The organism is Salmonella sp. 32120201201600049SM (assembly GCF_017572835.1).
Classification (GTDB): domain Bacteria; phylum Pseudomonadota; class Gammaproteobacteria; order Enterobacterales; family Enterobacteriaceae; genus Salmonella; species Salmonella enterica.
Genome location: NZ_JAGESA010000003.1, coordinates 330,227 through 349,007 on the forward strand (window position 1 = coordinate 330,227; position 18,781 = coordinate 349,007).

Below are 18,781 nucleotides of genomic sequence, written 5' to 3' on the forward strand. Positions count from 1 at the left end.
TCCCTGTTGCCCTGTTTCAGGGCAATTTTGTAACCGCGATCATATCCTCAACATTTAATTCGTTAAAAGCCGCCGAAACGCTGCGGTTCAACCGTCATACCTGCTATCTTCAACATCAGGACAATATTGCAACGTTTTATTAACAAATTTAACGTCGAATCGTTTTGCTGACGTGAAAATGGCATAAGACCTGCATGAAAAAGTCTGCAAACACACAACACCACGTAAAACATAAGAAAATGACGCCACTTGAGGGGTATGTATGAAGAAGACCGTTCTCGCTTTGTCTTTGCTGATAGGTCTGGGCGCGACGGCGGCCAGTTACGCCGCGCTCCCGCAAACGGTTCGTATTGGAACAGATACCACCTACGCGCCTTTCTCATCAAAAGATGCCAAAGGCGAGTTTATTGGCTTTGATATCGATCTCGGTAATGAAATGTGTAAGCGTATGCAGGTGAAATGTACCTGGGTCGCCAGCGACTTTGATGCGCTTATTCCCTCACTAAAAGCGAAAAAAATTGATGCCATTATTTCATCGCTCTCTATCACCGATAAACGCCAGCAAGAAATTGCGTTTTCCGACAAACTTTACGCGGCGGATTCACGTCTGATTGCGGCAAAAGGGTCTCCCATTCAGCCGACGCTGGAATCGCTGAAAGGCAAGCATGTCGGCGTGCTGCAAGGGTCCACGCAAGAGGCTTACGCCAATGATAACTGGCGCACTAAAGGTGTGGATGTGGTGGCTTATGCCAACCAGGATCTTATCTATTCCGATTTAACCGCCGGTCGCCTGGATGCTGCATTGCAGGATGAAGTCGCCGCCAGCGAAGGTTTCCTGAAGCAGCCAGCGGGCAAGGAGTATGCGTTTGCCGGTCCTTCCGTGAAGGATAAAAAATATTTTGGCGACGGGACGGGGGTTGGGCTGCGCAAAGACGATACCGAGCTAAAAGCCGCGTTTGATAAAGCGCTGATCGAACTGCGCCAGGACGGAACTTACGACAAAATGGCCAAAAAGTACTTCGATTTTAATGTCTACGGCGATTGAGGGAAGGGGATAACGCGCCGCGCTGGGGAACTATCACGGTGCAAAATAGATGTTTTGCACCTTTTTGGTGCATAAGCCGTTGCGGAACAGGCGCATAAATGCATACTTAATCGATTTTTATGCAAAATAAACCGGCTGACAAGGTAGAATGCTTTGCCTTGTCGGCCTGATTAATGGCACGATAGTCGCATCGGATCTGTAAAGATCTCCTGGAAAGACAGTCTGTTGAGGATAGTTATGAAAAAACTGGCGTTATCCCTTTCTCTGGTGCTGGCATTTTCCAGCGCTACCGCAGCATTTGCCGCTATTCCACAAAAGATTCGTATCGGTACCGATCCTACATACGCACCGTTTGAATCCAAAAATGCACAAGGTGAATTGGTCGGCTTTGATATCGATCTGGCCAAAGAGCTGTGCAAACGTATCAACACACAGTGTACGTTCGTGGAAAACCCGCTGGATGCGCTGATTCCGTCTTTAAAAGCGAAGAAAATTGATGCCATCATGTCCTCGCTGTCCATCACTGAAAAGCGCCAGCAGGAAATTGCGTTTACCGACAAGCTTTACGCCGCTGATTCCCGTCTGGTGGTGGCGAAGAACTCTGATATTCAGCCGACCGTCGCGTCGCTGAAAGGCAAGCGCGTCGGCGTGCTACAGGGGACGACGCAGGAGACCTTCGGCAATGAGCACTGGGCGCCGAAAGGGATTGAGATCGTCTCTTACCAGGGGCAGGACAACATTTATTCCGATCTGACGGCTGGCCGTATTGATGCAGCGTTCCAGGACGAGGTCGCGGCCAGCGAAGGTTTCCTTAAACAGCCCGTCGGAAAAGACTATAAATTCGGCGGCCCGGCGGTGAAAGATGAGAAGTTATTCGGCGTAGGAACCGGTATGGGGCTGCGCAAAGAGGATAACGAGCTGCGCGAAGCGCTGAACAAAGCCTTTGCTGAAATGCGTGCTGACGGTACTTACGAAAAGCTGGCGAAAAAGTACTTTGATTTTGATGTTTATGGCGGTTAATCACCGTCGGTGCAGATAAAGCCCAAAGAATGTTGACTGTCTGCATTGCCTGATGGCGCTGTGCATGTCAGGCCTACGGAGCATCGTAGGCCGGGCAAGGCACAGCCGCCATCCGGCGTGATGTGAGGCAAAAATGCAAAAGAGGCTTCTTACTTCACCACACACAACAGGACAGGCTGCATGTTGTACGGGTTTTCAGGCGTAATTTTACAGGGCGCGATCGTCACGCTGGAACTGGCGCTCAGTTCCGTGGTGCTGGCCGTGCTTATCGGTCTCGTCGGCGCGGGGGCGAAGCTTTCGCAAAACCGGGTAACGGGGCTTATTTTTGAAGGGTACACCACCCTGATTCGCGGGGTGCCGGATCTGGTCTTAATGCTGCTGATATTTTACGGATTGCAAATCGCGCTTAACGTGGTGACCGATTCGCTGGGTATCGACCAGATAGATATTGATCCGATGGTGGCCGGTATTATCACCCTTGGTTTCATCTACGGCGCCTATTTTACCGAAACCTTTCGCGGCGCGTTTATGGCGGTGCCGAAAGGCCATATCGAGGCGGCGACGGCCTTTGGTTTTACCCACGGGCAAACCTTCCGGCGGATTATGTTCCCGGCGATGATGCGTTACGCCCTGCCGGGGATCGGCAATAACTGGCAGGTGATACTCAAAGCGACGGCGCTGGTGTCGCTGCTGGGCCTGGAAGATGTCGTCAAAGCCACGCAGCTTGCCGGTAAAAGCACCTGGGAGCCTTTCTATTTTGCCGTGGTCTGTGGACTTATCTACCTGGTATTTACCACCGTTTCCAATGGTGTGCTGCTCTTACTTGAGCGTCGCTATTCCGTGGGCGTGAAGAGGGCCGATTTGTGATTGAGATCATTCAGGAGTACTGGAAATCCCTGCTGTGGACGGATGGCTATCGTTTTACCGGCGTGGCGATTACGCTGTGGTTGTTAATTTCGTCGGTGGTGATGGGCGGTCTTCTGGCAGTGATTCTGGCGGTGGGTCGCGTTTCCAGTAATAAATTCATCCGTTTTCCCATCTGGCTGTTTACGTATATTTTTCGCGGCACGCCGCTGTACGTACAGCTACTGGTGTTCTATTCGGGGATGTATACGCTGGAGATAGTCAAAGGCACCGATCTTCTTAACGCGTTTTTCCGCAGCGGACTGAACTGTACCGTACTGGCGCTGACGCTGAATACCTGCGCGTACACCACGGAAATTTTCGCGGGGGCGATTCGTTCGGTGCCGCACGGTGAAATTGAAGCGGCACGGGCCTATGGCTTCTCGTCATTTAAAATGTATCGCTGCATTATTTTGCCGTCGGCATTACGCATCGCCTTGCCTGCCTACAGCAACGAAGTGATTTTAATGCTGCACTCTACGGCGCTGGCGTTTACCGCGACGGTGCCGGATTTGTTGAAAATCGCCCGCGATATTAACTCAGCGACTTACCAGCCGTTTACCGCGTTTGGCATTGCCGCCGTGTTGTATTTACTCATTTCGTATGTCCTGATAAGCCTGTTCCGTCGGGCGGAAAGACGCTGGTTGCAGCACGTGTCCTCTAAATAATTCGAGTAACATGATGTCAGAAAATAAATTACACGTTATCGATTTGCACAAACGCTACGGCGGTCATGAAGTGCTGAAAGGGGTATCGCTGCAGGCCCGCGCCGGAGATGTGATTAGCATCATCGGCTCGTCCGGCTCCGGTAAAAGCACTTTTTTGCGCTGTATTAACTTCCTCGAAAAACCGAGCGAAGGCGCGATTATCGTGAACGGTCAGAACATTAATCTGGTGCGCGACAAAGACGGGCAGCTCAAAGTGGCGGATAAAAATCAGCTACGCTTGTTGCGTACCCGCCTGACGATGGTGTTTCAGCACTTTAACCTCTGGAGCCACATGACGGTGCTGGAAAATGTGATGGAAGCGCCGATTCAGGTACTGGGATTAAGCAAGCACGACGCGCGCGAGCGGGCGTTGAAATATCTGGCGAAGGTGGGGATTGATGAGCGCGCTCAGGGCAAATATCCCGTCCATCTCTCCGGCGGCCAACAGCAGCGCGTTTCTATTGCGCGCGCGCTGGCGATGGAACCTGACGTTTTACTGTTCGATGAACCCACATCGGCGCTCGATCCTGAACTGGTCGGCGAAGTGTTGCGCATCATGCAACAACTGGCGGAAGAAGGCAAAACGATGGTGGTGGTCACGCATGAAATGGGCTTCGCCCGCCATGTCTCTTCGCACGTTATTTTTCTGCATCAGGGGAAAATTGAAGAAGAGGGCGATCCGGAGCAGGTGTTCGGCAATCCGCAAAGCCCGCGTTTACAGCAATTCCTGAAAGGCTCGCTGAAATAAAAGAAGCCCGGCGGCGCATTGCGTACCGGGCAGGATACGGCGCTTTAGGAACTAGCGAATCACATCCGCCAGCGCCTCTTCTAAATCATACCAGCGAAATGCGAATCCGGCGGCTTCAAGCCGTTTTGGCAGCGCCCGCTGTCCGCCCAGCACCAGCACTGACGACTCTCCCATCAATAAGCGAATTGCCGTCGCCGGAATGCGAATAATCGCCGGACGGCGCAGCGCGCGACCCAGCGCATGAGCAAAATGCTCATTATGGACGGGATACGGCGAGACCATATTGAAGGGACCGCGAAGATCGTTATCCAGCAGCCACAGGATGCCGTTGACCATATCGTCGATGTGAATCCAGGCCAGATATTGTCGACCATTACCCACCGGACCGCCGAGTCCGAGGCGAAACGGCGGAACCATTTTCCCCAGAATCCCGCCTTGCGGCGCCAGGACAACGCCGGTACGCAGCAGGCAGACGCGGGTCTGGTCGCTCTGCGCACGACAGGCAATCTGTTCCCAGCGGGCGCAAAGTTTATGCGTAAATTCGTTGTGCGGCGGCTCATCTTCAGTGACGACAACGTCGCCCAGATCGCCGTAATAGCCCGTGGCGGAGCCGGATATCAACACCGAGGGCGGCGTAGCGCTGGCATGAATTAAATCCACCAACTTTTGCGTGATAGCCCAGCGGCTTTGGCACAACCGTTCTTTTTGTTGTGACGTCCAGCGCTTGTCGGCAATCGGTTCGCCCGCCAGATTGATGATGGCATCAATCTCATTGAGGTGCTCACGTTCCGCCAGCCCTTTCCATAATGTCACTCTGGAATCGAGAATCTGACGCGCGTTATCGGGATTGCGCGTAACGACCGTCACCTGGTGCCCCAGTGTTAACAGCCGGGGAATGAGATGACGCCCTATCAGGCCCGTACCGCCGGTAATCAGAATCTGCATATGACCTCCAGAGTAGGGAGGATTTCCTCTTCCCTAATGTCGGGTTTTTAATACGAATAAGGGTGCCGGACGCAGGTTTTTTCCGTGTATACACCTCTACATCATACATGATGTATGCTACCGCGTTACGCTTTCGTACTGTTACAGTGCAGTTGCGCTTGTAACAGTGCGCGCGCTGTCGCAGGACGCGTGCGAATGCGTTCAAACCAGTTATACACCGCCGGGTAGCTATCAAGATCGATTCGCTGACGCTGATGTGCGTTAACCCACGGCCAACTGGCGATATCCGCAATACTGTAGTGGTCGCCGCCCAGCCACGGGGAGGTTTCCAGGCGTTTATTCAGGACGTTGTATAAGCGTTGCGTTTCAACCTGATAGCGTTCAATTGCATAGGGGATGGCCTGCGGCGCAAAGTGGTTAAAGTGATGATTCTGGCCCAGCATCGGCCCTAACCCGCCGACCTGCCAGAACAGCCATTGCAGCGTGGTATGGCGTTCACGCAGCTCCCCGCTAAGCAGTTTGCCGCTTTTTTCCGCCAGGTAGAGAAGAATTTCGCCGGATTCAAAAAGACTAAGCGGTTGACCGCCGTCTGCCGGGGCGTGATCGACGATGGCAGGAATTTTATTATTGGGAGAGATAGCCAAAAAATCAGGGCGAAACTGATTGCCCTTGCTGATATCTACTTTTAGCAAACGATACGCCAGCTCCGCCTCTTCCAGAAACAGCGTTATTTTATGCCCGTTGGGCGTGGGGGCGTAGTAAAGGTCAATCATTTTGGCTCCTGCATGTGCGTAAAGAGTCTGGGCTGAATTAAGTATAGAAAGCCTCCTGATGTGTGTGAGTTTTCATCAGGTGACAGCAGGCGAAAGACGCTATATTTTGGGAAGAAACCTAATACGCCCTCAAGAGGACATTATGAGTAAGCCTGTTATTGTGCTGTGGTCGGATGCGAACTTTTTCTCTCCCTACGTCTTGTCCGCCTGGGTGGCATTACAAGAAAAAGGGCTTTCCTTTACTCTGAAAACTCGCGATCTGGACCAGGGAGAACATCTGCAACCTGGCTGGCGAGGATATGCGCTGACGCAGCGCGTACCGGTGCTTGAGGCCGACAATTTTGAGTTGAGCGAGTCGTCCGCTATTGCGGAATACCTGGAGGAGCGTTTCGCGCCGCCGCAGTGGGAGCGTATCTACCCGCACGATTTACAAAAACGCGCCCGCGCGCGACAGATTCAGGCGTGGCTACGCAGCGATTTACTGCCGCTTCGCGAAGAACGGCCTACCGACGTGGTGTTTGCCGGGGCGAAAAAAGCGCCGTTAAGCGAGGCTGGAAAAGCCAGCGCGGCAAAACTGTTTGCGACGGCTGAAGCGCTATTGGGGCAGGGGACGCAAAATTTATTTGGTGAATGGTGCATTGCCGATACCGATCTGGCATTGATGATCAATCGTCTGGCGCTGCATGGCGATGACGTGCCGGCATCGCTGGCGGCATATGCGACATTCCAGTGGCAGCGTGCTTCCGTACAGCGTTTTATTGCGCTTTCCTCGAAGCGTTCAGGCTGAAAATCTATTCATATTCCAGTATCATAACGCCGTTTTTCACAACGAGGAGTGAGCGATGAAACTGATGTTCGCATCGGACATTCATGGTTCTTTACCCGCCACGGAACGCGTGCTTGAGCGGTTCGCGCAAAGCGGCGCGCGTTGGCTGGTGATATTAGGCGATGTCCTTAACCACGGGCCGCGAAATGCGCTGCCTGAAGGCTATGCGCCCGCCCAGGTAGCCGAACGCCTGAACGCGGTGGCGACGCAAATCATTGCCGTGCGCGGCAACTGCGATAGCGAAGTGGATCAGATGCTGCTGCATTTCCCGATCACTGCGCCGTGGCAGCAAATATTGACGCAAGAGAGGCGGCTATTTTTAACGCATGGGCACCTCTTCGGGCCGACGAATCTGCCCGCTCTGCATACTGGCGATGTGTTGGTCTATGGTCATACGCATCTGCCGGTGGCGCAACAGCAGGAAGGACTGTATCACTTTAATCCTGGGTCAGTGAGCATCCCGAAAGGCGGGTATGCGGCAAGCTACGGTATTCTGGATGATAATGTGTTGAGCGTAATCGCACTCAATGATCAAAGTATCATTGCGCAGGTTGCAATTAACTCGTAATTTACCTCACAAACGTAAATGCGCCGTAAGAGCGCCAGAAATAAGAAGGTTTCCTGATGGTGGAACAGCGTCGTTTGGCAAGTACGGAATGGGTGGATATTGTGAATGAAGACAATGAAGTCATTGCACAGTCCAGCCGGGAACAGATGCGTGCGCAACGCTTACGGCATCGTGCGACGTATATCGTCGTTCATGATGGTATGGGTAAAATTCTGGTGCAGCGTCGTACCGAAACAAAAGATTTTTTGCCCGGTATGTTAGATGCTACCGCAGGCGGCGTGGTCCAGGCTGATGAGCAGCTACTGGAATCTGCCCGCCGCGAAGCGGAAGAAGAGTTGGGTATTGCAGGCGTGCCGTTTGCCGAACACGGTCTGTTTTACTTTGAAGACCAACATTGCCGGGTTTGGGGCGCGCTGTTTAGCTGCGTTTCCCACGGGCCTTTCGCGCTTCAGGAAGATGAAGTCAGCGAAGTGTGTTGGCTGACTCCGGAGGAGATCACCGCGCGCTGTGATGAGTTTACGCCGGACTCGCTCAAAGCGCTGGCGCTGTGGATGACCCGCAACGCCAAAAACGAAGCCGCGCCTCAGGAGAAACCGGAAGAGACGGAATAAGCGTTTTAGCAGCTTTCCCGCATACATAAACTGGAGGCGATGGATTTCCGATCGCTCCAGTTTCCCTGATTTAACCTTTCCAACAGCGCCCGTCCGGCTTCACTGCCAATCTTACGGTGCGGTACGGCCATGGTGGTTAACGGCGGCTGGCAGACCCGGCTGACATCGCTATCGCCAAACCCGACCACCGCTAAATCGTCCGGAACTTTGATCCGCCGTCGTTGGCACTCGTATAACGCGCCGCAGGCCAGCTCATCCGATACGCATACCAGCGCGTCCAGCTCCGGCCACGCCAGTAAAAACTCCGGCAGTTGCGACGCGCCGGTAGAAAAATTGGGTGGCAAAGCGGCATTAATCACCCGGTTTGGCGACATATGGTGGCGAAGCATCGCTTTGTACCAGCCGTGCAGATGTTGCTGAAAAATCCACTGCTCCTGATTGGCGCATAGCAGCCCGATATTCTGATAACCGCGCTGAATCAGCATTTCCGTCAGCTCATACATTGCCGCAACGTTATCAATACCGATATTCATATCAATAGGATCGCTGCGAATCGCGCCCATCTCCATCACCGGGATAGAGGCATTTTTCAGCCACTGGCGCACGGTAGTGCTATGTTCGACGCTAAGCAGAATCGCCGCGGCAATGTTGGAGGCCAGCAGCGTTTCGAGCAGCTTCTCCTCTTGTTCCACGCGATGTTGCGATTCCGCCAGCATAATCTGGTAGCCAGCGGGCTGTAAAATTTGTTGCAGCCCGGCGAACATTTCAGAACACCCCGCTTCCGCAAGGTTCGGTACGACCATCGCGATGGTGTGCGAGGAGGCAGACGCCAGCGCGCTGGCGGCGAGATTAGGCATATAGCCCAGCTCATGCACTGCCGCTTCGATTTTCTCCCGGAGTTTATCAGAGACCTGTTCCGGCGTGCGTAAGGCTCGTGATACGGTCATCGTGCCTACACCGGCAAGTTGGGCTACATCGGCGATAGTCACTTTACCGGTACTGCGCCGTTTACGGGGTATCGACATACAAATTCCTGCGTCATTACAACATGTTGAGATGCTTTTTTATTGTCGTTCTTTGCTTCGCATGACTGGCAGTATACGCCTTAAATCCGCTTTTTTGCTGTGATTTCACACCATGATTTTAATTTGATAGCGCTATCACAATTCTGAGTAATAGTCGCTGGTAGCGCTATCTTTGTGATAACGATCGCAGCTAATATCGAATGGCTTGAATAAAGTTTGTTCATAATTTCATACACCGTGGGGGCGAATAACATGCTGGGAACCTGGTTATCTGACGCAACCATCACGCTACAGGAGAGCGTGGAAACGTGGCCGCAGGCGCTGGAAATTTGCGGCAAACCCCTGCTGGACGCAGGTGTTATCGCACCGGAATACATTACGGCGATTGTTCAGCAGCACCAAAAGCTTGGGCCGTATTATGTATTAGCGCCAGGGTTAGCGATGCCGCATGCGAGGCCGGAAGAGGGGGCGAAAGGGTTAGGTTTATCGTTACTGAAACTACAGCGCGGCGTTTCATTTGGCGCAGACGAATTCGATCCGGTTGACATCATTATTATGCTGGCGGCGCCTGATAAGCACAGTCATATCGAAATGATATCGGCGCTGGCGGAATTATTTTCCAGTGATGTAGATATGGAAAAATTACATCAGGCAAAAAACCTGGAGGACATTAAAAAGATTATTGACCGTTTCTGATTTTATTCCATTTTCTTGCGGTAAATAACATTACGCCTGTGCGTGATGCAGACCAACTCTACTTTTAAAAGGTGACAATAATGAAAATCATGGCAATTTGCGGTTCCGGCCTGGGTAGTAGTTTTATGGTAGAAATGAACATTAAAAAAGTATTAAAGAAACTCAATATTGACGCTGAAGTGGAACACTCCGATCTCTCATCGGCCACGCCCGGGGCTGCCGATCTTTTTGTAATGGCCAAAGATATCGCGGCCAGCGCCAGCGTACCGGAAAGCCAACTGGTGGTGATCAATAACATCATCGACATCAACGAACTGGAAACGCAGCTGCGCGCATGGTTCGCTAAACAATAATTATTGCTGGCGAGGTGGATATGTTTATCCTTGAAACGCTGAATTTTGTTGTTGATATTTTAAAAGTGCCCTCGGTGCTTGTAGGGTTAATTGCGCTGATTGGTCTGGTGGCGCAGAAAAAAGCGTTTTCCGATGTGGTAAAAGGCACGATTAAAACCATTTTAGGTTTTATTGTGCTTGGCGGCGGCGCAACCGTACTGGTGGGTTCATTAAATCCGCTAGGGGGTATGTTTGAACACGCTTTTAATATTCAGGGCATTATTCCTAATAATGAAGCGATAGTCTCAATCGCGCTGGAAAAATATGGCGCGTCCACGGCGTTAATTATGGCATTTGGTATGGTGGCCAATATTGTCGTGGCGCGCTTTACGCGTCTTAAATATATCTTTTTGACCGGGCATCACACCTTTTACATGGCCTGTATGATTGGCGTAATCCTGACCGTGGCGGGGTTTGAGGGCGTAGGGCTGGTCTTCACCGGATCGCTGATCCTGGGGCTGGTGATGGCTTTCTTCCCGGCGTTGGCCCAACGTTATATGAGGCGGATTACCGGTACCGATGACATTGCGTTTGGTCACTTCGGTACCCTGGGATATGTGCTTTCCGGCTGGATTGGCAGCCTGTGTGGTAAAGGCTCCCGCTCCACGGAAGAGATGAACCTGCCGAAAAACCTCAGTTTTTTACGCGACAGTTCTATCTCGATTTCGCTGACCATGATGATTATCTATCTGATCATGGCAGTCAGCGCAGGGCGTGAGTATGTCGAAGCGACGTTTAGCGGCGGGCAAAACTATCTGGTGTACGCCATCATCATGGCAATCACCTTCGCCGCCGGCGTATTCATCATTCTGCAAGGCGTCCGTCTGATTCTGGCGGAAATTGTTCCGGCCTTTACCGGCTTTTCAGAAAAACTGGTGCCAAACGCGCGTCCGGCGCTGGACTGCCCGGTGGTGTATCCCTATGCCCCTAACGCGGTACTGATTGGCTTCCTGTTCAGTTTTCTCGGTGGGCTGGTGGGCCTGTTCCTGCTTGGACAGATGAAGCTTGTGTTGATCCTGCCAGGCGTTGTGCCGCACTTCTTTACCGGCGCGACCGCAGGCGTCTTTGGCAATGCCACCGGCGGTCGCCGCGGGGCGATGATCGGCGCATTTGCTAATGGTCTATTAATCACTTTCCTGCCAGTGCTGTTACTGCCGGTTCTCGGCGCGATCGGCTTCGCCAATACCACGTTCTCGGATGCTGACTTTGGCGTAATCGGTATTTTGCTGGGCAACCTGGCGCGTTATCTGTCGCCGATGGCTATCACGGGGCTGGTGGTGGCGCTATTCGCGCTACTGGTGGCGTACAACGTGTTGGCCAAAAACAAAAAAGCGACTGCCGAAGTGCAGGAAAATAGCGGAGCGAAAGAATGAACGTAACCGAAATCACCCAACTGGCGCGCGACATTCGCGTCGCCACGCTCAAATCCTTAAACCATCTTGGCTTTGGTCACTATGGCGGCAGCATGTCGGTAGTGGAAACTCTGGCGGTTCTGTACGGCGCGGTGATGAAAATCGACCCTGCCGACCCGGACTGGCCGGAACGCGATTACTTCGTACTGTCGAAAGGCCATGCGGGCCCCGCGTTGTACAGTACCCTGGCGATTAAAGGCTATTTCCCGCGCGAAGAGCTGAATACGCTTAACCAGAACGGCACCCGTCTTCCCAGCCATCCGGATCGGCTAAAAACGCGCGGCGTGGACGCCACGACCGGCTCACTGGGACAGGGCATCTCTATTGCGGGCGGTATGGCGTTGTCGCATAAACTGGCGCGGCGACCCAATCGGGTATTTTGCATTGTCGGCGATGGCGAGCTGAATGAAGGGCAGTGCTGGGAGGCGTTTCAGTTTATTGCCCACCACCGCCTGAATAATCTGACCGTTTTCATTGACTGGAACAAACAGCAGCTTGACGGTGAGCTGGAGGAGATTATCAATCCGTTCGATCTGGAAGGGAAATTCCGCGCGTTTGGTTTCGATGTCGTCACCGTCAAAGGCGATGATATCGCCGGACTACTGGCGGTGGTTCAGCCTGTGCCGCCCGCCGATGCCCAGCCACGGGTAGTGATCCTTGACAGCATTAAAGGGCAGGGGGTGCCATGCCTGGAGCAGTTAACGAATTCTCACCACTTACGCCTGACGGATGGCATGAAGCAGACGCTCAATGAGGCCATTCATCAACTGGAGGTCATGCATGATTAAGCTTGCGCCCGCAGGGCTTAAAGACGATATCGAAATGCGCAAAGTTTACGCCGGTTTTGTCGCCGGGCAGATTGAGGCCGGAAGCCCAATTATTGCGCTTGAGGCTGATTTAATGAGCTCAATGGCGATGGACAGCGTGGCGCGTGACTACCCGCAGCATGTCATTAACTGCGGTATTATGGAGGCGAATGTGATTGGCACGGCGGCGGGGCTGGCGCTGACCGGTCGTAAACCGTTTGTGCATACCTTTACCGCTTTTGCCAGCCGTCGCTGTTTTGATCAGCTCTTCATGGCGCTGGATTATCAGCGTAACAACGTCAAAGTGATCGCCTCCGATGCCGGAGTGACAGCGTGCCATAACGGCGGCACCCATATGTCTTTTGAAGATATGGGGATTGTTCGCGGGCTGGCGCACTCCGTAGTACTGGAGGTGACGGATGCGGTGATGTTCGCGGATATTTTACGCCAGCTAATGGACCTGGACGGTTTTTACTGGCTGCGTACCATCCGTAAGCAGGCGCGGAGTATCTATGCGCCAGGCTCTACCTTTACCATTGGCAAGGGCAACGTACTGCGCGAGGGCGATGATATTACGCTTATCGCCAACGGCATTATGGTGGCGGAGGCGCTGGAGGCGGCGCGCCAACTGGAGCAGGAAGGTGTGAGCGCCGCGGTCATTGATATGTTCACCTTAAAGCCTATCGATCGCATGTTGGTGAAAAACTACGCGGAAAAAACGCGGCGTATCGTCACGTGTGAAAACCACAGCATCCATAATGGACTGGGGTCAGCGGTGGCGGAAGTGCTGGTGGAAAACTGTCCGGTGCCGATGCGCCGTGTTGGCGTCAAAGAGCGTTATGGGCAGGTAGGAACGCAGGATTTCTTACAAAAAGAGTACGGACTCACCGCCGAAGCGATTGTAGAAGCCGCGAAATCACTGCTTTAATCATGGAGATATTGCCGGATGGCGCTGATGCTCATCCGGCATTTTGGATCAATGATATCCCATCATCTGCGCGCCAATGACGACCACGCTGGACATAATAAACAGTAGTCCCAGCAGCGACGCCCCCACTTTCAGCCAGTTGCGAAAATCGACCCGGCACACACCCAGCGTGGCCATCAGCGAGGCCGATGTCGGATAGATAATATGGCTGAAGCCATCGCCAAACTGGAAGGCCAGAACAGTCACCTGACGGTTAACGCCGACCAGATCGCCGAGCGGCGCCAGTAATGGCATGGTTAACGCCGCCTGACCCGAACCGGACGTGACAAAGAAATTAAATACCGCCTGGAAGAGCAGCATAAACCAGGCGGCGATAGCATTATTAAGCCCGCTGATGCCATGCGCGATACTGTTAAGCAGCGTATTGAGCACGCTGGGTTCCCCGGCTTCGCCGTTGCCGACCAGCAGCAGAATGCCTTTGGCAAAACCCACCAGCAAGGCGGGCGCGATCATCATCCTCGCCCCTTCGGTGAATGAGGACGCCATCACGTTGATCGTCATACCGTTGAGGCGGAAGATAACGCCAATGAGGCCGATCACCACGCCCATGGTGAAAAACTGGCTGGCGATCTCCGGAATAAACCAGGCGTGGACAATCACGCCCCAGACGACCCAAATCATTACGCCGGTCAGGACCAGCAGTACCAGCCAGTCACCGAAGGTGAAAGGGCGCTGGACGACTTCATCCTGCTGTTCGCGGAAATAGCGATCGGATTCGTGGACGCGGGACAGCAGCGGATTCTTTTTCACGCGTGAGGCGTAGACCAGCGTAAAAACCAGCCCAATCAGCGTGGCGACAATCCAGACCACAATACGCAGCCCGGAGCCGGAAAGTACCGGCACGCCGGCAATCCCCTGGGCGACGACTACGCAGAAAGGGTTCATCCACGAACTGGCAAAGCCAATTTGGGTGGCGATATAGGTCACCAGGACGGTGGTAATGCTGTCATAGCCCAGCCTGACCATCAGCGGGGCTATGATAATTGCAAAGGCGACCGCCTCTTCGCCCATGCCAAATACGGCGCCCCCTAACGAAAAGAGGACAAATAGCACCGGAATAAACAGGACTTCGTTGCCCCGCGTGTGGCGAATAAGCGCCAGAATGCCGTTATCCACGGTGCCGGTACGCATCACGATGCCGAATGCGCCGCCAATCACCAACATAAACATAATGATGCCGACGGCAGTGCCGAATTTCGATCCGGATGTTAACCCTTCAAACGGAAAATTCATCAGCCCTGGTCTTTCATCGCCGGTAGTGAAAAATTGTACGCGATGATACTGCGCTTCCCCGGCCTCGTTGGTCACAATGCGAAAAGAGTGCGGGTCGACGACTTTGCGGGTTTTTGTCTGACCATCGACCTGATACTGCACTTCCTGGCTATCAAACATCCCAACGGGTACGACCCAGGTGGCGATACTGGTTAAAATGGCGACAAAAAAGATGATGACCAGCGTATCGGGCATTGCCCATTTTCTGGCTGTTTTTGATTCTGTAACGACAGACATGACAGACTATCCCTGTTGCAAAGCAAAGAGGCTAAGTATGAGAAGAAGGGAATAGTTATTCATTGATGCAGCGCAGTTAAGCAAAAAATTCCGCTTTGCAGGGTAAATAGCAGAATGCCGGATGGCGATGCTAACGCGTCTTATCCGGCCTACAACGGTATCTCACCTGTAGGCCGGACAAGGCGTTCACGCCGCCATCCGGCATTAGCTTTTACTGTTACTGCTGCTGCTGAGAAGCCTGGATTGCCGTCAGGGCGATGGTGTAGACGATATCGTCAACCAGCGCGCCACGGGACAGGTCGTTCACCGGCTTGCGCATACCCTGCAGCATCGGCCCGATGGAGATCAGGTCGGCAGAACGCTGTACCGCTTTGTAGGTGGTGTTACCGGTGTTCAGATCCGGGAAAATGAACACGGTAGCGCGACCCGCAACCGGCGAGTTCGGCGCTTTGGATTTCGCTACGTCAGCCATGACCGCGGCGTCGTACTGCAACGGACCGTCGATCATCAGGTCAGGACGTTTTTCCTGCGCCAGACGCGTCGCTTCACGTACTTTCTCTACGTCGCTGCCCGCGCCAGAGGTGCCGGTGGAGTAGGAGAGCATTGCCACACGCGGTTCGATGCCGAAGGCAATGGCGGAATCCGCAGACTGAATCGCGATTTCTGCCAGCTGCTCTGCAGTCGGGTCTGGGTTGATTGCGCAGTCGCCGTAAACGTAAACCTGTTCCGGCAGTAGCATAAAGAACACAGAAGAGACCAGGGAGCTACCCGGCGCCGTTTTAATAAGCTGCAGCGGCGGACGGATGGTGTTGGCGGTGGTATGAACCGCGCCGGAAACCAGGCCGTCGACTTCGTCTTGCTCCAGCATCAGCGTGCCGAGCACCACGTTGTCTTCCAGCTGCTCGCGGGCAACCGGTTCGGTCATGCCTTTGCTCTTACGCAGCTCAACCAGGCGAGCGACATAGCTTTCACGCACCACTTCCGGATCGACGATTTCAATACCTGCGCCCAGCTCAACGCCCTGAGATGCCGCGACGCGGTTGATTTCATCCGGGTTGCCCAGCAGAACGCAAGTGGCGATGCCGCGTTCAGCGCAGATTGCCGCCGCTTTGACGGTACGCGGTTCGTCGCCTTCCGGCAGCACTACGCGTTTACCGGCTTTACGCGCCAGCTCAGTCAGTTGGTAGCGGAACGCCGGCGGAGAGAGACGACGGCTACGCTCGGAAGTGGCGGTCAGCGACTCGATCCACTCAGCGTTAACGTAGTTCGCGACGTATTCCTGAACTTTCTCGATGCGCTCATGGTCATCAACCGGGACTTCCAGATTGAAGCTTTGCAGGCTCAGCGAAGTCTGCCAGGTGTTGGTGTTCACCATAAAGACCGGCAGACCGGTGGCGAATGCGCGTTCGCACAGTTTAGAAATGCGCGCGTCCATTTCATAGCCGCCGGTCAGCAGCAGGGCGCCGATTTCTACGCCGTTCATCGCGGCCAGGCAAGCTGCGACCAGTACGTCCGGACGGTCAGCGGAGGTCACTAACAACGAGCCTGCGCGGAAATGTTCCAGCATATGCGGAATACTACGCGCGCAGAACGTAACGGATTTAACGCGGCGGGTTTTGATATCGCCTTCGTTAATGATGGTGGCGTTCAGGTGACGCGCCATATCGATAGCGCGGGTCGCAATCAGATCGAAGCTCCACGGCACCGCGCCCAGAACCGGCAGCGGGCTGGATTCCTGCAGTTTAGCAGGATCGATTTTGATCACCTGCGCTTTGGAAGAGTCGTCAAAGATCTCCGACAGATCCGGGCGAGTACGACCTTGTTCATCAACCGGCGCATTCAGTTTGTTGATGATAACGCCGGTGATGTTGGTGTTTTTCGCGCCGCCGAAGCTGCTGCGCGTCAGTTCGATACGCTCGTTCAGCTGTTCTGGCGTGTCGGTACCCTGAGACATGACAAAAACGATTTCCGCATTCAGCGTTTTCGCGATTTCATAGTTCAGAGACTGAGCGAACTGATGTTTACGGGTCGGAACCAGACCTTCAACCAGCACCACTTCCGCGTCTTTGGTATTCGCATGGTAGTTCGCGATGATCTCTTCCATCAGCACGTCTTTCTGGTTGCTGGAGAGCAGAGATTCAACGTGGCTCATCTTCAGCGGTTCAGCCGCCGGCAGGGTAGAGTTCGCGCGAACGATAGTAGTGGTCTGGTCAGGCGCATCGCCGCCAGCGCGAGGCTGGGCGATAGGCTTAAAGACGCTCAGACGAACGCCTTTGCGTTCCATAGCACGGATGACGCCGAGGCTGACGCTGGTCAGGCCGACGCTGGTTCCGGTAGGGATCAGCATAATAATACGGGACACGGTTTATCCTCTTTCGTTACCGTCTTTTGGGGACGGGTTACAAAACAGCACCGCCAGCGAGGCTGGCGGTGTGAAATCAGGCAGTCAGACGGCTCGCGTCCTGCGCGATAACCAGTTCTTCGTTGGTTGGGATCACCACCGCCGGACGGGTACCTTCTTTGTTGATGAAACCAGATTTGCCGAAGCGGGCCGCCAGGTTACGTTCGTGGTCGACTTCAAAGCCCAGCACGCCCAGTTTACCCAGAGACAGTTCGCGAACCATCGCGGCGTTTTCACCGATACCGCCGGTGAACACGACTGCATCCAGACGACCGTCCATCAGAGCGGTGTAAGAACCGATGTACTTCGCCAGGCGGTGGCAGTAAACGTCCATCGCACGTTTTGCGTCTTCTTTGGTGGCGTAGTTGTCTTCAACATAACGGCAGTCGCTGGTCACTTCAGTCAGACCCAGCAGACCGGACTCTTTGGTCAGCATTTTGTTGATCTGGTCCACGCTCATGCCCAGAGTGTCGTGCAGGTGGAAGATAATCGCAGGGTCGATATCGCCGGAACGGGTACCCATGACCAGGCCTTCCAGCGGGGTCAGACCCATAGAGGTATCCACGCATTTACCGTTACGGATAGCGGAAACAGAACCGCCGTTGCCCAGGTGGCAGGTGATAATGTTCAGTTCTTCTACCGGCTTGTTCAGCATTTTTGCCGCTTCCTGAGTTACATAGAAGTGGCTGGTGCCGTGTGCGCCATAGCGACGAACGCCGTGTTCTTTATACAGGCTGTACGGCAGGGCATACAGGTAAGATTCTTCCGGCATGGTCTGATGGAACGCGGTGTCGAACACTGCAACGTTTTTATCTTTCAGCTGCGGGAAAGATTTCAGCGCTTCGGCGATACCAATCAGGTGAGCCGGGTTATGCAGCGGTGCGAAAGAGGCGGAATCTTTGATGCCCTGAATGACGGACTCATCAATGACTACGGAGCTGGTATACTTCTCGCCGCCGTGTACGATACGGTGACCAATTGCAGTTAACTGCGCAGACAGTTCTGGTTTTTGTGCCAGAATAGTGTTAACGATAAAGTTCAGCGCTTCACTGTGAGCGGCGCCTGCACCTAAAGCCGCTTCTTGTTTACTGCCGTCCATTTTCCATTTGATGCGTGCTTCTGGCAGATGGAAACATTCGGCTAAACCAGAAAGGTATTCATCACCATTAACTGCATCAATAATTGCAAATTTCAGTGAAGAACTACCGCAGTTCAGAACCAGTACTAACTTACTCGACATGGAAGTACCTATTTATGATACGTGGCTAAAAAAACGTCAGTGAGCCATAGAGCGTAGCGCATGATAGCCCTGACATTTATGATTAACATCATGCGCAGGAGTTTTTTTGGGCATGATGGAAGAAATACCTTTGAGTCTATGCCATTTTGCGTATTTTTCAGCCAAT

The 18,781-nt window shown here is 53.5% G+C and carries 19 protein-coding genes; 13 read left to right on the forward strand and 6 right to left on the reverse strand.

Features of this window, described 5'->3' with window-relative positions:
- Positions 1–262 precede the first annotated feature (262 nt).
- The 5 genes from argT to hisP all read left to right on the forward strand — a co-directional run bounded on the left by argT (position 263) and on the right by hisP (position 4,423).
- Positions 263–1,045: a lysine/arginine/ornithine ABC transporter substrate-binding protein ArgT gene (gene argT / locus J4650_RS10130; protein WP_000754422.1), complete on the forward strand. Its 783-nt coding sequence runs from the start codon at positions 263–265 to the stop codon at positions 1,043–1,045.
- Between the two features lie 237 nt (positions 1,046–1,282).
- Complete coding sequence (gene hisJ, locus J4650_RS10135; protein ID WP_000731868.1) at positions 1,283–2,065, forward strand: histidine ABC transporter substrate-binding protein HisJ; 783 nt, start codon at positions 1,283–1,285, stop codon at positions 2,063–2,065.
- Positions 2,066–2,245: 180 nt separating this feature from the next.
- Complete coding sequence (locus J4650_RS10140; RefSeq protein WP_000965498.1) at positions 2,246–2,932, forward strand: histidine ABC transporter permease HisQ; 687 nt, start codon at positions 2,246–2,248, stop codon at positions 2,930–2,932.
- Entirely contained in the window at positions 2,929–3,636 is a 708-nt protein-coding gene (gene hisM / locus J4650_RS10145; protein ID WP_000569771.1) for a histidine ABC transporter permease HisM, read from the forward strand. Before J4650_RS10140 ends, hisM begins: the two co-directional genes overlap by 4 nt.
- A gap of 13 nt (positions 3,637–3,649) precedes the next feature.
- On the forward strand, positions 3,650–4,423 hold the full coding sequence (hisP, locus tag J4650_RS10150) for a histidine ABC transporter ATP-binding protein HisP (RefSeq protein WP_001293591.1): 774 nt from the start codon (positions 3,650–3,652) through the stop codon (positions 4,421–4,423).
- 51 nt (positions 4,424–4,474) lie between these two features.
- On the opposite strand, the gene J4650_RS10155 is transcribed toward hisP, so the two are convergent.
- Together J4650_RS10155 and yfcG are read right to left on the reverse strand one after the other, a co-directional pair.
- A complete protein-coding gene (locus J4650_RS10155; RefSeq protein WP_001166274.1) occupies positions 4,475–5,368 on the reverse strand; it encodes a TIGR01777 family oxidoreductase in 894 nt (297 codons plus the stop codon).
- Between the two features lie 125 nt (positions 5,369–5,493).
- Positions 5,494–6,141: a GSH-dependent disulfide bond oxidoreductase gene (gene yfcG / locus J4650_RS10160; protein ID WP_000566561.1), complete on the reverse strand. Its 648-nt coding sequence runs from the start codon at positions 6,139–6,141 to the stop codon at positions 5,494–5,496.
- Between the two features lie 142 nt (positions 6,142–6,283).
- Between yfcG and yfcF the strand changes: the two genes are divergently transcribed.
- Genes yfcF through yfcD form a run of 3 tightly spaced genes read left to right on the forward strand, consistent with a single transcriptional unit; the run spans position 6,284 to position 8,146 of the window.
- Entirely contained in the window at positions 6,284–6,928 is a 645-nt protein-coding gene (yfcF, locus tag J4650_RS10165) for a glutathione transferase (protein WP_000043010.1), read from the forward strand.
- 55 nt (positions 6,929–6,983) lie between these two features.
- Positions 6,984–7,535 carry a phosphodiesterase gene (gene yfcE, locus J4650_RS10170; RefSeq protein WP_000772458.1) on the forward strand — a complete coding sequence of 184 codons (552 nt, stop codon included), beginning with the start codon at positions 6,984–6,986 and terminating at the stop codon, positions 7,533–7,535.
- A gap of 56 nt (positions 7,536–7,591) precedes the next feature.
- On the forward strand, positions 7,592–8,146 hold the full coding sequence (yfcD, locus tag J4650_RS10175) for an NUDIX hydrolase YfcD (protein WP_023994401.1): 555 nt from the start codon (positions 7,592–7,594) through the stop codon (positions 8,144–8,146).
- Positions 8,147–8,151: 5 nt separating this feature from the next.
- Here yfcD and J4650_RS10180 read toward each other — a convergent pair whose 3' ends face one another.
- On the reverse strand, positions 8,152–9,171 hold the full coding sequence (locus J4650_RS10180) for a LacI family DNA-binding transcriptional regulator (RefSeq protein WP_000026949.1): 1,020 nt from the start codon (positions 9,169–9,171) through the stop codon (positions 8,152–8,154).
- A 252-nt stretch (positions 9,172–9,423) separates the two neighbouring features.
- Here J4650_RS10180 and J4650_RS10185 point away from each other — a divergent pair, with 252 nt between their 5' ends.
- The 5 genes from J4650_RS10185 (at position 9,424) to J4650_RS10205 (ending at position 13,405) form a co-directional block, all read left to right on the forward strand.
- Positions 9,424–9,867 carry a PTS sugar transporter subunit IIA gene (locus J4650_RS10185; protein ID WP_000901809.1) on the forward strand — a complete coding sequence of 148 codons (444 nt, stop codon included), beginning with the start codon at positions 9,424–9,426 and terminating at the stop codon, positions 9,865–9,867.
- A gap of 80 nt (positions 9,868–9,947) precedes the next feature.
- Positions 9,948–10,220, forward strand: a complete 273-nt coding sequence (locus J4650_RS10190) for a PTS sugar transporter subunit IIB (protein ID WP_000699818.1) — start codon at positions 9,948–9,950, stop codon at positions 10,218–10,220.
- A 20-nt stretch (positions 10,221–10,240) separates the two neighbouring features.
- On the forward strand, positions 10,241–11,632 hold the full coding sequence (locus J4650_RS10195; protein ID WP_001522266.1) for a PTS ascorbate transporter subunit IIC: 1,392 nt from the start codon (positions 10,241–10,243) through the stop codon (positions 11,630–11,632).
- Positions 11,629–12,459 (forward strand): transketolase, encoded by an 831-nt coding sequence (locus tag J4650_RS10200; protein ID WP_001103265.1) that lies wholly within the window; start codon positions 11,629–11,631, stop codon positions 12,457–12,459. Before J4650_RS10195 ends, J4650_RS10200 begins: the two co-directional genes overlap by 4 nt.
- Positions 12,452–13,405 (forward strand): transketolase family protein, encoded by a 954-nt coding sequence (locus tag J4650_RS10205; RefSeq protein WP_000593024.1) that lies wholly within the window; start codon positions 12,452–12,454, stop codon positions 13,403–13,405. The genes J4650_RS10200 and J4650_RS10205 overlap by 8 nt, the downstream gene beginning before the upstream one ends.
- Before the next feature lie 48 nt (positions 13,406–13,453).
- On the opposite strand, the gene yfcC is transcribed toward J4650_RS10205, so the two are convergent.
- The 3 genes from yfcC to ackA form a co-directional block, all read right to left on the reverse strand.
- Positions 13,454–14,974: a putative basic amino acid antiporter YfcC gene (gene yfcC / locus J4650_RS10210; RefSeq protein WP_000117931.1), complete on the reverse strand. Its 1,521-nt coding sequence runs from the start codon at positions 14,972–14,974 to the stop codon at positions 13,454–13,456.
- A 217-nt stretch (positions 14,975–15,191) separates the two neighbouring features.
- Positions 15,192–17,336 (reverse strand): phosphate acetyltransferase, encoded by a 2,145-nt coding sequence (pta, locus tag J4650_RS10215; RefSeq protein ID WP_000086692.1) that lies wholly within the window; start codon positions 17,334–17,336, stop codon positions 15,192–15,194.
- A 76-nt stretch (positions 17,337–17,412) separates the two neighbouring features.
- Positions 17,413–18,615: an acetate kinase gene (gene ackA, locus J4650_RS10220; protein WP_000095689.1), complete on the reverse strand. Its 1,203-nt coding sequence runs from the start codon at positions 18,613–18,615 to the stop codon at positions 17,413–17,415.
- Positions 18,616–18,781 lie beyond the last annotated feature (166 nt).